General features: G+C 64.1%; 13 protein-coding genes. 8 read left to right on the forward strand and 5 right to left on the reverse strand.

The window, feature by feature from the left end; all coding sequences use genetic code 11:
- The first annotated feature begins 76 nt into the window (after nt 1–76).
- Both PSO31014_RS02585 and PSO31014_RS02590 read left to right on the forward strand, forming a co-directional pair.
- Nucleotides 77–946, forward strand: coding sequence for an IclR family transcriptional regulator (locus PSO31014_RS02585; RefSeq protein WP_017233345.1), 870 nt, complete (start codon nt 77–79; stop codon nt 944–946).
- Nucleotides 947–975: 29 nt separating this feature from the next.
- Complete coding sequence (locus tag PSO31014_RS02590; RefSeq protein WP_150550169.1) at nt 976–1,452, forward strand: OsmC family protein; 477 nt, start codon at nt 976–978, stop codon at nt 1,450–1,452.
- A gap of 76 nt (nt 1,453–1,528) precedes the next feature.
- On the opposite strand, the gene PSO31014_RS02595 is transcribed toward PSO31014_RS02590, so the two are convergent.
- Complete coding sequence (locus tag PSO31014_RS02595; protein ID WP_150550170.1) at nt 1,529–2,167, reverse strand: glutathione S-transferase family protein; 639 nt, start codon at nt 2,165–2,167, stop codon at nt 1,529–1,531.
- A gap of 287 nt (nt 2,168–2,454) precedes the next feature.
- On the opposite strand from PSO31014_RS02595, the gene PSO31014_RS02600 reads away from it, so the two are divergent.
- Entirely contained in the window at nt 2,455–3,582 is a 1,128-nt protein-coding gene (locus tag PSO31014_RS02600) for an aminotransferase class V-fold PLP-dependent enzyme (protein ID WP_150550171.1), read from the forward strand.
- A 79-nt stretch (nt 3,583–3,661) separates the two neighbouring features.
- Here the strand turns inward: PSO31014_RS02600 and PSO31014_RS02605 are convergent, their stop codons facing one another.
- The 3 genes from PSO31014_RS02605 to PSO31014_RS02615 all read right to left on the reverse strand — a co-directional run bounded on the left by PSO31014_RS02605 (nt 3,662) and on the right by PSO31014_RS02615 (nt 5,847).
- Nucleotides 3,662–4,153, reverse strand: coding sequence for a cupin domain-containing protein (locus tag PSO31014_RS02605; protein ID WP_150550172.1), 492 nt, complete (start codon nt 4,151–4,153; stop codon nt 3,662–3,664).
- A gap of 241 nt (nt 4,154–4,394) precedes the next feature.
- Complete coding sequence (locus PSO31014_RS02610; protein WP_150550173.1) at nt 4,395–4,700, reverse strand: panthothenate synthetase; 306 nt, start codon at nt 4,698–4,700, stop codon at nt 4,395–4,397.
- A gap of 130 nt (nt 4,701–4,830) precedes the next feature.
- Complete coding sequence (locus PSO31014_RS02615; protein WP_150550174.1) at nt 4,831–5,847, reverse strand: DUF72 domain-containing protein; 1,017 nt, start codon at nt 5,845–5,847, stop codon at nt 4,831–4,833.
- A 302-nt stretch (nt 5,848–6,149) separates the two neighbouring features.
- Here PSO31014_RS02615 and PSO31014_RS02620 point away from each other — a divergent pair, with 302 nt between their 5' ends.
- From PSO31014_RS02620 to PSO31014_RS02640, 5 genes are all read left to right on the forward strand, one after another.
- Nucleotides 6,150–6,716, forward strand: coding sequence for a flavin reductase family protein (locus PSO31014_RS02620; RefSeq protein WP_150550175.1), 567 nt, complete (start codon nt 6,150–6,152; stop codon nt 6,714–6,716).
- Between the two features lie 209 nt (nt 6,717–6,925).
- Nucleotides 6,926–8,017, forward strand: a complete 1,092-nt coding sequence (locus PSO31014_RS02625; RefSeq protein WP_217424901.1) for a GGDEF domain-containing protein — start codon at nt 6,926–6,928, stop codon at nt 8,015–8,017.
- A gap of 34 nt (nt 8,018–8,051) precedes the next feature.
- On the forward strand, nt 8,052–8,633 hold the full coding sequence (locus tag PSO31014_RS02630) for a TMEM175 family protein (protein ID WP_150550176.1): 582 nt from the start codon (nt 8,052–8,054) through the stop codon (nt 8,631–8,633).
- A 67-nt stretch (nt 8,634–8,700) separates the two neighbouring features.
- Nucleotides 8,701–8,919 (forward strand): RNA-binding S4 domain-containing protein, encoded by a 219-nt coding sequence (locus PSO31014_RS02635; RefSeq protein WP_017233336.1) that lies wholly within the window; start codon nt 8,701–8,703, stop codon nt 8,917–8,919.
- A gap of 120 nt (nt 8,920–9,039) precedes the next feature.
- Entirely contained in the window at nt 9,040–11,670 is a 2,631-nt protein-coding gene (locus PSO31014_RS02640; protein WP_150550177.1) for a sensor domain-containing protein, read from the forward strand.
- A gap of 11 nt (nt 11,671–11,681) precedes the next feature.
- Here PSO31014_RS02640 and PSO31014_RS02645 read toward each other — a convergent pair whose 3' ends face one another.
- A complete protein-coding gene (locus tag PSO31014_RS02645) occupies nt 11,682–11,915 on the reverse strand; it encodes a DUF3717 domain-containing protein (RefSeq protein ID WP_150550178.1) in 234 nt (77 codons plus the stop codon).
- Nucleotides 11,916–11,933: the final 18 nt, after the last annotated feature.

The following is an 11,933-nucleotide window of genomic DNA, read 5'->3' on the forward strand; positions in this document are numbered from 1 at the left end:
CTCGGCGAATCGCACCTGTTTTCAAGAGGTATTGGCTTACGTTAGTATTCCGTTTGACGGAATATTCGAGACAGCAATGAACACCATCGATTCACCCCGCACGCCGACGTCGCCGTCGTCGGACGCGGCTGGCGCGGGCATTCTGCAACGCACCTTTGCCGTCATCCGCGCATTGGGCGACGCCAAGCCCGAGGGCGAGCGTGTCACCCACCTCGCCAAGGCCGTGGGCCTCAGTCAGGCGACGGTGCACCGAATTCTGCATGCGCTCATCGCCGAGCAGGTCGTGGAACAGGACGAGACCTCCAAGCTCTACCGGCTCAGCATCGACTTCTTCGCGATGGCGGCGCAGGCCGGCAACCCGAGCGGCATGCGCACGCTGTGCCGTCCGTCGCTGCTGCGGCTTTGCGCGAGCCTCGGCGACACCATCTTCCTGCTGGTGCGCAGCAGCTTCGATGCCGTGTGCCTCGACATGTGCGAAGGACCCTTCCCGATCCGCTCGTTCACCGGCGATATCGGCGGGCGCGTGGCGTTGGGCGTCGGCCAGGGGAGTCTGGCGATTCTCGCCTTCCTGCCGGAAGCCGAGCGCGAAGAGATCATTCGTTTTAACGTGCCGCGTTTGCGCGGGTATGGGGTGCTCGACGAGGTCTATTTGCGCACCGAGATCGAGCGTGTGCGCCAATTGGGCTATGCGGGCAGCAACAGCGGCGTACTCGACGGCATGGCCGGGGTGGCGGTGCCTGTGTTCGACCGCACTGGGCACGCGGTGGCCGCGCTGAGCGTGGGCACGTTGGCCGCTCGGCTGTCGCAGGATCGTCTGCCGATGGTGGTGGAATTGCTGCGGCGTCAGGCCGAATTGATCGGCCCGCAAACGAACCCCTTCGACGTCGCGATGCGCCGCCCGATGCATGGCCTCACGCGGGCGCTGACGACAGAACCGCTGGCGTAACTCACGCTGGCCTACCAGGGAGACACTTCGTGGCATCAGGCGAACATCAATATCAGGTCGACGTCGAGTGGACCGGCAATCAGGGTAGCGGTACGTCGGGCTACCGCGCATACGGACGCAATCACGACATTCGCGCCAATGGCAAGCCAACGATCGCCGGCTCCGCCGACCCCGCCTTCCGTGGCGACGCCGCGCGCTGGAATCCCGAGGACCTGCTGGTCGCGTCCGCGAGCGCCTGCCACAAGCTCTGGTATCTACATTTGTGTGCCGAAGCGGGGGTGATCGTCGAGCGATACACCGACCACGCCCTCGGCACCATGATCGATACCGCACAGGAAGGCCGCTTCGCGCGCATCGTGTTGCGCCCGCACGTGACGCTCCGCGCGGGCAGTGACGCCGCGCTGGCGGCCGAACTGCATCATCAGGCCCACGCGAAGTGCTACATCGCCAACTCGGTCAACTTCCCCATCGAGTGCGAGCCGCGCATCGACGTGTTGTCCGACTGATGGGGTGATGGGGTGATGGGGTGATGGGGTGATGGGGTGATGGGGTGATGAGTCGCCCCCCCTGCTCGGCCAGCAGTTACGCCGCGAGTTGTTTCGCCAGTTCGGCATCGCGCTGCTGCGCCCGCACGAACGAGTCGCGGGCGCGAAAGCGTTCCACGTAGGCCATCATGGCCGGGGTCGGCGGCACGAGCTTGAATTGCGTGAGGAAGTGCATGGCGTTGCCCCACAATGCATCGGCCGCCGTGAACGACTCGCCCAGCCACCACGGACCGTCGTTCTGCGCCAGATGCCGCTCCAGCGTCCACATGACGGCATCGTAGTCGCCATACGGCGAGCGCGAGCGCTCGGCACCGTCGCGCCCCAGCGACTTGTCGACCACGGCCGGCTCGACACACGAGCCGTAGAACACCATCCAGCGCAGATAGGCGCCGCGACGCGGATCGCCCGGCATCGGCGCGAGTCCTTTCTCCGGATACAGTTCGGCGAGATACATGTAGACAGCCGCCTGTTCGGTGACGACGGCATCGCCATGACGGATGGCCGGCACCTTGCCCATCGGATTGACGTCCAGATACTCCGAGCCGCGTTGCTCGCCGGTGGCAAAACGCAGCAGATGAAGATCATGCTCGGCCTGCAGTTCGTCGAGCAGCACCAAAACGCCTGACGAGCGCGTGTTGGGGGCGTGATAGAACGTGATGCGTCGGTCAGACGTCATGGGCGTGTCTCCAGTCCAGCGCCAGGGGGGGAGCGGCATGTCCGGGTCGGCCAAGGGCCCAGGCGACCGCCGTCGGATTTCGGGAAATCTTACTGCATCGCGTCGGGCGCTGGCCGGCAGGTCCGGCGCTCGCGTGCGAAGATAACGAACGAAACTGTTCCCCGGGCGAGCCGCATTTATGATTTGATACCGCTGAAGCGACGCAAATCGGCTTCCCGCTCACCTGCAGGTGGCTTTCGCGAGCCCCTGTTCTTGAATTTCATACTCGTCTATTGTCGGAGGCGGACGTGCCAGGACTACTTCCCGATGTCGACCGCGAGGGACTCCTCGAATATTCGGTCGTGTATACCGACCGTTCCATCAATCACATGTCGCGGCGCTTTCAAGGCGTGATGCGCGATATTTCCGATACGCTGAAAAACGTCTATCACGCGAAGTCGGCGGTCATCGTCCCGGGAAGCGGGACGTTCGGCATGGAGGCCGTGGCCCGGCAATTCGCAACGAACAAGAAGTGCCTCATCATTCGTAACGGATGGTTCAGCTTCCGCTGGTCGCAGATTTTCGACATGGGCGGCATACCGTCCGAATCGACGGTCTTGAAGGCGCGTCCCGTCGAACCGGGAAGGCAAGCGGCCTACGCACCGGCCCCGATCGACGAGGTGGTCGCGGCAATCCGGGAACACAAGCCGGATCTGGTCTTTGCCCCGCATGTCGAAACCGCCTCCGGCATGATGTTGCCCGATGCCTATTTGCGCGCGGTGTCCGACGCGGTTCATGCCGTCGGCGGCATGTTGGTCCTGGATTGCATCGCGTCTGGCACGGTCTGGGTCGACATGCAGGCGTGCGGCGTCGACGTGCTGATCAGTGCGCCGCAAAAGGGATGGAGTGCGCCGCCCTGCTGCGCGATGGTCATGCTCAGTGCGCTTGCCCGCGAACGCATCGACGCCACCACGAGCACCAGTTTCGCCTGCGATCTTCGGCAATGGCTGCAGATCATGGAAGCTTATGAGAACGGTGGATTCGCGTATCACGCCACGATGCCCACGGACAGTCTTGCGACATTGCGTGACGTCATGAAAGAGACCGAGGCGTACGGCTTCGACAAAGTGAAGGCGGAGCAGCTTGAACTCGGTGCGCGCATTCGCTCACTCCTGACGGAACATGGGTTCAAGAGCGTGGCGGCCGAAGGTTTTCAGGCGCCGGGGGTCGTGGTCAGCTACACCGACGACGACGGCATTCGATCCGGCAAGAAATTTGCCGATGCCGGTTTGCAGATCGCCCCCGGCGTGCCGCTTCGATGCGACGAGCCCGACGACTTCAAGACCTTCCGTATCGGATTGTTCGGCCTGGACAAACTGCATGACATCGACGGCGCGGTGGCCCGGTTCGCCAAGGCGTTGACGAGTATTGTGTAGGGTGCTTCGCCGGCGCATGCGGGGCGCCAGCCGCCCCCGCATCGGCCGGTCTCCAACCTATGGCGACCGGCCGACGGCGTCATTTCTTGCCGACGCTACCGCCCACCACCTCAATCGCTGAAAGATCCACGAGATTCGAGGGCATCCGGATGCCGGGATTGCGGAACATCCGCTTGTTCTGGCGGGGGTAGTCGCAAACATCGTGGGGAAGTCGCTCGCCGACGACGATACAACGCAAGGTCCCAGAACCGGTATTCCTGATGGAATGCGCCAGACCGCCCTTCCGGTAACCGATGAAATCCCCCGGGCGGACGGCGAATTCCTCATCCCCGATCACAGCAGTTGCCGTTCCACTCAACACATAAACGCACTCGTCTTCGTGATGATGGAGGTGGTACTCCGTCGTTTCACGGCCCGGCTCGACCTCGACAATATGAAATCCGAACCCACTAAGCCCGGTCGCGTCGCCCAGCGATTTGTTGGTACGTATTGCATTCGGGTTCCGGAAATGCGTTTTCGTGACGCCATCCATCCTGGCGATGTCTTCGCTTTTGATCAAGTACGTGCTCATTGCAGTAGCGCCTCATTGTGGACCGTGGTGTTCCATTGTGCCTGTACCGGGATAAAACACCACGGCCCGGGCACACTGAGCCCCCCCCAAGATTCTGGCCTCTTACAGTTAAGGCCGGCGCTTGCATTTTATGCAGGCGCGCGGGAATGGCAATAACTCGGGGTCAAGCGCTCATCCGACTGAAGCGGGCGGCAGCACGGTATGGAGCGGGTAGCCTCACTTGCACGCCGTGCCGCACTCCCTATTTCCACTTCGAGCCAAGCGTTTCGAGTCCGGCTTTCTTGAGGTCATCTGCCACCATCACCACGCGAAACTCACAGTCGGCATTGAACGTAAGAAACCATGGCTCCGCGAATTTTGGAATCTGCGACGGCTCCTCAAGGTTCACGACGAGGATTGCTCCGCGTGTACCGTTCTGCTCGGTGAAGTAGGCTGCTTCCGGTTTCATCTCTGCGAGAATCCTCTCTATTAATTCTCCGATGGAGCCATCGCGCACAAAACCGTTGAATGGCTCGTGAGGTATTCGTATATTGAGAAGCATTCGCATAGTCTTTCTCCTTGAGTGTGTCCGAAAGGACGCTTCAAGGATAGGAGTTCGTCGCGTTATTGGCTCCGTTATTCAACGAGCAAGCAAAGTGCCATCGGGGGCGTTCATGACCCATCGCTGACTGACACCCTCACGGCGCGACGGCATCGGAGCCGAGGATGCTCATCAACGACCTCGCATTGCGCTGCCCCTGATCCTCGTAATTATTGTTGAACACCACGTACACGCGGGCGACTTCCTTGGCGATGACGCGAATCGGATCGACCAGCGCCGCCAGTTCCGCATCGCGATAATCGTAGTTGAAGCGATCCGACGCGGCGGTGCTGTCCCGCACATTCCATGTCGCCTGATTGCGCCCGTGCAGGCGCACGACAGCGGCGAGCGGCGTGGTCGTCGCCCAGACCATCGGGATGCTGTTCGCGAAGCCCTGCGGCTCGTCGACCACGGTGTTGACCCAGCCCAACTCGCGCAGCCACGCCAGTGTGGCCTCGCCGTGCGCCCCCTCGAACCAGCCGCGGTGACGAAACTCCGCCGCCACACCGTAACCCTGCATCCGTTGCGCGCACGCCTCGACGTGCGCGCGGCTCTCGCGATTCCCCGTCAGCCAGGGCGGAAACTGAAAATGCACCAGCCCGAGCTTGCCCGCCTGCCGCAACGGCGCGAGCGCTTCGAGATAGCGCCGCCAGATCTCGTCTCTGAGCGTATCGGGAAGGTCCTTGTAGTACACGTTCGCGCGCGGCCCCGGCGGTAGCTCGGCCTGCAAGTCCCGGGGAAACGCAATGCGGGGCGTCTGGTGCCCCGTGAGCAGACGGAATGCCTTGATGTTGAAGACGAACGCGCGCGGCGTGCGCTCCGCCCAAAGCTGCGCGTTCGATGCCGACGGCATGGCGTAGTAGCTGCTATCGACCTCGACCATCGGAAACTGGCTCGCGTAATAGCGAAGCCGTGCCTCGGCCGACGTATGGCCCGGCGGATAGAACCGCTTGCATGCGATCAGCGACTTGTCCGTCCACGACGCCGTGCCGACGTACACATTCTGGCCGGCCGTCGCGGCGTTTGTCGGGTCATCGACGGCGTTGGCGGCATCGGAAACGTCGGGCGTCAGCCAATCAGCCTGCCCCGCACTGGGCAATTTCACTCGGCTCATGCCAAATCCTCCGGTGGCGGCAAGCGTTGTGTTCATTGGGTCGCGTCGCGCCAGTATAGGGCGAGCGCGCATGCCGGGGATGGGGACTGGACTGGGACGAACGACTGCCATACTGCGTGCTGATCTGATCCGGCACGCGTTCCCCGCACCGTGCCGTTTATGCGGCCCGCAGCTCACCCTGCGGGCCGCCTTTTTCGGATCCCCGCTTTCGCCACCGGTGCCATCGACAGGTCATCAGCCACGCTATCATGGGCCACTTGCCATCACGCCTGCCATCCCGTTACGCCTGCCGAGTGCCCGCCATGACCGAACGCCTGCCCGTCGAACTCTCAAAAGCCTATCGTTTGCTCAATCACGGCCCGACCGTTCTCGTGGGAAGTGCGCATGACGCGCGCCGCAACGTCATGGCCGCCGCCTGGTCCATGCCATTGGATTTCTCACCGCCCAAAGTCGCTGTCGTCATCGACCGCAACACGCTCACGCGCGAACTGGTCGAGGCCTCGGGCGAGTTTTCTTTGAACGTACCCACACGCCTCATCGCGCGCGAAACGCTCGCCGTCGGCTCGGCGTCGGGCCGAGATATCGACAAATTCGCCGACGGCACAGGCGTGAAGGCCTTCAACGGCTCGCACATCGCCGCACCGCTCATCGACGGATGCCTCGCGTGGCTGGAGTGCCGCGTAATTCCGGAACCCCACAACCAGGATCGCTACGATCTGTTCCTCGGCGAGGTCGTGGCCGCCTGGGCCGATCCGCGCGCATTCCGCAACGGACACTGGCAGGCCGAGCCTGGGGCGGCGCGCAGTCTTCACTACATTGCCGGCGGCCACTTCTTCGAAACCGGCGACGCGTTCGAAGTCAAGCCATGAGCCACGCCTTGCCAGCCTCGCGTGACGTCGACACGCCGCACGACAGCCCCCATCAAGGGGCCAATGAGGTCACCAATGCGATCGCGCAGACCGCCCACGCGCTCTGGCGCACACACGGCACGACGGGTTCCACATCGTCGCATTTGCCAAGTGACGGCAGGCCGGGCAGAATTGACGCCGTCACAGACATCATCGATCGAGAGTCGCCTTTGCCGACCACCCGTCGCGACATGACCGCATCCGAAGCCGACCACCACGCATCGCATGCCCCCGCTTCCGCGCCGCGGCACGACCCGATATCCGGCAAGCCCCTTGACGAGACCGAACGCCTCGCGGCGCTGCGTCGTTACGAAATTCTCGACACGCCCCCCGAGCCCGCGTTCGATCGCATCGTGCGCCTTGCGTCTTATTTGTTCGGCGCACCGATGTCGCTCGTCTCGCTGATCGACGAGTCGCGCCAGTGGTTCAAGGCGCGCCAGGGCATCGACACACCGCAGACCCCGCGCTCGATGGCCTTCTGCGCGCATGCGATTCTCGGCGACGATGTGTTTGTCGTGACCGACGCTCGTGCCGACCGGCGCTTCGCCGACAACCCGCTGGTCACGGGAGAACCCAACATCCGGTTCTACGCGGGCGCGCCGCTGCGCACGCCCGAAGGGCATCGGTTAGGCACCCTGTGCGTGATGGACCGCCGCCCCCGCACGCTCGACGACGAGAAACGTGCGCTACTCGCGGATCTGTCGGCGCTCGTCGTCGATGCGCTCGAGCTGCGTCGCGTCAACCAAGTGCTCGGCGACATGGCCATGCGCGACGGCCTGACCGGCGCACTCAATCGCCGCGCCTTCCTGATGCAGGCCGAGCGCCTGTTTTGCGCCGCACGCGCTCAGCAACGTCGCTTATCCGTGCTGATGCTCGACATCGACCACTTCAAGCGGATCAACGACACGTGGGGCCATGCCATCGGCGATCGCGTCATCGTTGAGTTGACGCAGGTATTGCGCACCACCCTGCGCAAGGGAACGCCGATCGGCCGTCTGGGCGGCGAGGAATTCGCGGTGCTGCTGCCCGAGGCCGACGCCCAACGCGCCATGCAGGCCGCCGAACGCCTGCTCGTCGCGATCGGCAGCGCCAGCGTGCCCGGACCCAATGGCGGATCCAGCGGGCCCGTCCGCTTTTCCGCCAGCATCGGCATCGGCAGCCTCACCCCGGACGACGCCGAATTCGGCACCCTGCTGCAACGCGCCGACCGCGCACTGTATGCGGCCAAACAGTCCGGGCGCAACCGCCTGGCCGTGATGTGACCCCCACCCGCGACTGACAACAACAACGGACACAATGGGCAAGAGCCGACTGGAAGCCTTCAGCGATGGCGTGATCGCCATCATCATCACGATCATGGTGCTGGAGATGAGAGCACCGCACGGCAGCGAACTGTCCGATCTCCTGCCGGTCGCCCCAACGTTCCTCACGTACATCCTGAGCTACATCTACGTCGGCCTGTACTGGAACAACCATCACCACCTTTTCCATGTGGTTCAGCGAGTCTCGGGCAGCGTACTGTGGGCCAACCTGCATCTGCTGTTCTGGCTGTCGCTGGTGCCGTTCGTCACGCACTGGCTCGGGGATAACCATTTCACCGCCTGGCCGACGGCGCTATACGGCGTGGTGCTGTTCATGGCGGCCGTGGCGTACTACCTCCTCACGCGAGCATTGCTCGCCGTGCATGGCGCAGGAGGAAACGCAAAGCTCGCCGCCGCCGTGGGGCGCGACGTCAAGGGCAAGCTGTCGGTCGTGGCCTACGCGCTGGCGATCGGACTGGCATTCGTGATGCCGGCACTCTCGCTCGCGCTCTATGCCCTGGTCGCCGCCGTCTGGCTGATCCCGGATCGCCGGATCGAACAGGTGATCGAGTCATAGCGCCGCGGACTCGCAAGCACGGTGGCAGTCGACGCGCATCGCGTTTTTACGTAGTATCCGGTCCATCATGCAAAACGTAACCTTTGAACTGACGGGCGAATTCGTCGCCCTGAACGACTTGCTCAAGCTCGCCGGCCTCGTGGATTCGGGCGGCGCGGGCAAGGTCATGGTCGCCAGCGGCGCGGTCAGCGTCGACGGCCGGCAGGAGACCCGCAAGACCTGCAAGATCCGCGCCGGTCAGACCGTTTCGGTCGATGGTGTTCGCATTCGCGTCAAGGCGGCTTGATACCCGGTTTCCCCCCATGTGAGCCTGCCCCCGCAGGCCCCTATACTTGAAAGCGGTTTTGGCGTGTCAGCCCAAGTCACACCCGACAATGTCCACAGGACGTCCGAGGAGGCCGTTGCGATGGTCGTGCCCCGTTCACCGTCCGTCGCCGGCACCGCGCCGGGGCGCGAGGCGCTGCTCGCGGCGCTCGACCAGTCGCTCGGCATGCTCGCGCTCACGCCGGATGGCATCGTCGTCGATGTCAACGACAAGCTGCTCGGCATGTTCGGTTACGCGCGCGCCGACCTGATCGGCCAGCCGCACGCCCTGCTGTGCGAACCCGGCGATCCCACGTGCGGCAACGCCCTGACCCACGTCGCCAGCACCCGGCGCTCGCACACGGGACAAGTTCGCCGTCGCCGCCGCGACGGTCGCCCGATCTGGCTCGAAGCCACCTACAACCCCGTCATCGACGACGACGGCAATCTCGCCTTCGTGATCAAGCTCGCCGTCGACGTGACCGCGCGCGTGGAGCGCCAGGCGGCCGACGACGCCCGCCTGCACCTGCTCTCGCTCGGCGTCGACGAGACCGACAACGCCGTGCTCATCACCGACGCACAGGGTTGCGTGTGCTACGTCAACGCCGGGTTCACGCGCATGTTCGGCTACGCCGCCAGCGAGGTCGTCGGCCAGTCCACTCGCCTGCCGTCGGGCGAAGCCGCGACGGGCGACTTCGCCGACAGTGCATCGGCCGTCGATATCAAGGAGGCCCTTGCCCATTGCCTCGAGGCCGCCCGCGACGGCCGCAGTTGCCATAGCGAAATGCTCGTGCGAACAATGCAGCGCCAGCCGCTGTGGGTATCCGTCGTGACGAACCCGATGCTCGACGCGAACGGCAAACTCCTCAACGCCGTGGTGCTGTTCACCGACATCACGCAATCGAAGATTCAGGAAGTGCTGCAACACAAGGCGCTCGCCGCGATGGTGCGCGATGCGCCCCTCGTCGAAGTGCTCACGCTCATCTGCCGCGAACTGGAGCAGATCGCGCCCGAGGTCGTGGCCTCGGTGGTGCGGGTCGATTCGGAAGGCCGGTTGCGCCCGCAAGCGGGGCCAAGCCTGCCCGCGCAGTATCACAAGAACATCGAAGGCCTGGCCATTGGACCGAACGTAGGCACCTGCGGCTCGGCGGCGTTTCATGCGCGCCCGGTGATCGTGACCGACATTGCGAACGACCCGCGCTGGGCCGATTTCCGCGACATGGCGGCCGAATTCGGATTGGCCGCGTCGTGGGCCATGCCCATCATCGCGAACGACGGGCGGGTCCTCGGGGTGCTCGGTTTCTACTACCGCACGCCGCGCAGCCCTGACACCCTGCATGAACGACTCGTCGACGTCTGCGTGCATCTGTGCAAGCTGGCCTTCGAGCGCGACGAGTCGCGCACGCGCATCCGCCAACTGGCGTTCTCGGACAACCTCACCGGCCTGCCCAATCGAAGCATGCTCGGCGTGCTCGCGGCACAAGCCATTGCCAGCGCGGCGGAGTTGAACGCGCGCATGGCCGTCATCTTCATCGACCTGGATCGCTTCAAGCAGGTCAACGACTCGCTCGGCCACCAGGCAGGCGACGCCCTGCTGCGCACGATCGCCCAGCGCTTGAGACGCTCGCTGCGCGGCGCCGATATCGTCGCCCGTCTGTCAGGCGACGAGTTCGTGGCCATGCTCACCGAGTGCGATCCCGAGCGACTCGATATTGCGCTCGAGCGCATGCGCAGCGCGTTGCGCGCGCCATGCCAGATCGATGGCGTGACGCTCGCACCGTCGGGCAGCTTCGGCATCAGCCTGTATCCGAATCACGGCAAGGAATTCGACATTCTTTTGCAGCGTGCAGACATGGCGATGTATCAGGCGAAGATGACCAGCCCGGGCAGCGTACGCGTCTATCACGAAGACATGAACATCCACGCGCAGGAGCGGCTCGAGCTGGAGACCGCCCTGCGCGACGCCCTGCGGCAGGGCAAGCTCGCGCTTTTCTATCAGCCGCAGGTCGATCTGTCCGACGACTCGGTCTACGGCGCCGAGGCCCTGACGCGCTGGACGCATCCGCAGTACGGCGACGTGTCGCCGTCGCGCTTCATTTCACTGGCCGAGGAGTGCGGCCTGATCGGGGAACTCGGCACCTGGACGCTGCGCGAGTCGTGTCGCCAGTTGGCGGATTGGCGCCGGCGAGGCGTGGGCATCGGCAATGTGTCGGTCAACCTGTCGCCCACCAACTTCCATGATCACAACCTGCCGCGTACGATCGCCGACGCGCTGGCCGATCACGATCTGCCACCGTCGTGCCTCGCCATCGAAATCACGGAAAGCGTGTTGATGGACCACAATCCGACCACGCTGCGCATCATCGACGAAGTTCACGGCATGGGCGTGCGCCTGTCGATGGACGACTTTGGCACCGGCTACTCGAGTCTGGGTTATCTGCGCCGCCTGCCGGTCTCGGAGTTGAAACTCGACCGCAGCTTCGTCCATGACATCACTCGCGACGAAACGGTGCAGGCGCTGACCAATGCCATCATCAGCATCGGTCGCAATCTGCACCTGACGGTCGTGGCCGAAGGGGTCGAAGACGAAGCCCAGCGAGCGCTGCTCGTCGCGCAAGGGTATCGTGTCGCGCAAGGGTATCTGTTCTCCCCCGCCCTGTCGGCCGTCGACGTCGAACGCTGGCTCGAACAGTGGTCGGCACGCCCCCCCTCACCGAACCCCACACCCGCCTGAAACTTCCGGCGTCACGGCGCGAGCCCAAGTTCCATCTGATGCAGTGCCGTCTCGATGGCCTGGCTTTGCTCGGCGTCGAGCGCGTCGGAGGCAATGCTCGTCTCACGGCGGTAGATCATCTCGCCGTAGACGTTGGCCAGCGCGCGTGCCGACTGGCACAGCGACCAGTGGCTGTCGGCGGCCTGACGGCCCGTCCAGTAGTTGATCGCCTGCTCGATTTCGGCGATGGAATAGTTGGCTTTCATGAGAGGTTCTGTCTCGCC

This window comes from Pandoraea soli (assembly GCF_902459595.1).
Classification (GTDB): domain Bacteria; phylum Pseudomonadota; class Gammaproteobacteria; order Burkholderiales; family Burkholderiaceae; genus Pandoraea; species Pandoraea cepalis.

What these genes read in the sequence shown, in the direction of transcription:
- PSO31014_RS02585 (WP_017233345.1), top strand. Translation starts at nt 77, where the DNA reads ATGAACACCATCGATTCACCCCGCACGCCGACGTCGCCGTCGTCGGAC.
- PSO31014_RS02595 (WP_150550170.1), bottom strand. Translation starts at nt 2,167, where the DNA reads ATGACGTCTGACCGACGCATCACGTTCTATCACGCCCCCAACACGCGC.
- PSO31014_RS02605 (WP_150550172.1), bottom strand. Translation starts at nt 4,153, where the DNA reads ATGAGCACGTACTTGATCAAAAGCGAAGACATCGCCAGGATGGATGGC.
- PSO31014_RS02610 (WP_150550173.1), bottom strand. Translation starts at nt 4,700, where the DNA reads ATGCGAATGCTTCTCAATATACGAATACCTCACGAGCCATTCAACGGT.
- PSO31014_RS02615 (WP_150550174.1), bottom strand. Translation starts at nt 5,847, where the DNA reads ATGAGCCGAGTGAAATTGCCCAGTGCGGGGCAGGCTGATTGGCTGACG.
- PSO31014_RS02620 (WP_150550175.1), top strand. Translation starts at nt 6,150, where the DNA reads ATGACCGAACGCCTGCCCGTCGAACTCTCAAAAGCCTATCGTTTGCTC.
- PSO31014_RS02630 (WP_150550176.1), top strand. Translation starts at nt 8,052, where the DNA reads ATGGGCAAGAGCCGACTGGAAGCCTTCAGCGATGGCGTGATCGCCATC.
- PSO31014_RS02635 (WP_017233336.1), top strand. Translation starts at nt 8,701, where the DNA reads ATGCAAAACGTAACCTTTGAACTGACGGGCGAATTCGTCGCCCTGAAC.
- PSO31014_RS02640 (WP_150550177.1), top strand. Translation starts at nt 9,040, where the DNA reads ATGGTCGTGCCCCGTTCACCGTCCGTCGCCGGCACCGCGCCGGGGCGC.
- PSO31014_RS02645 (WP_150550178.1), bottom strand. Translation starts at nt 11,915, where the DNA reads ATGAAAGCCAACTATTCCATCGCCGAAATCGAGCAGGCGATCAACTAC.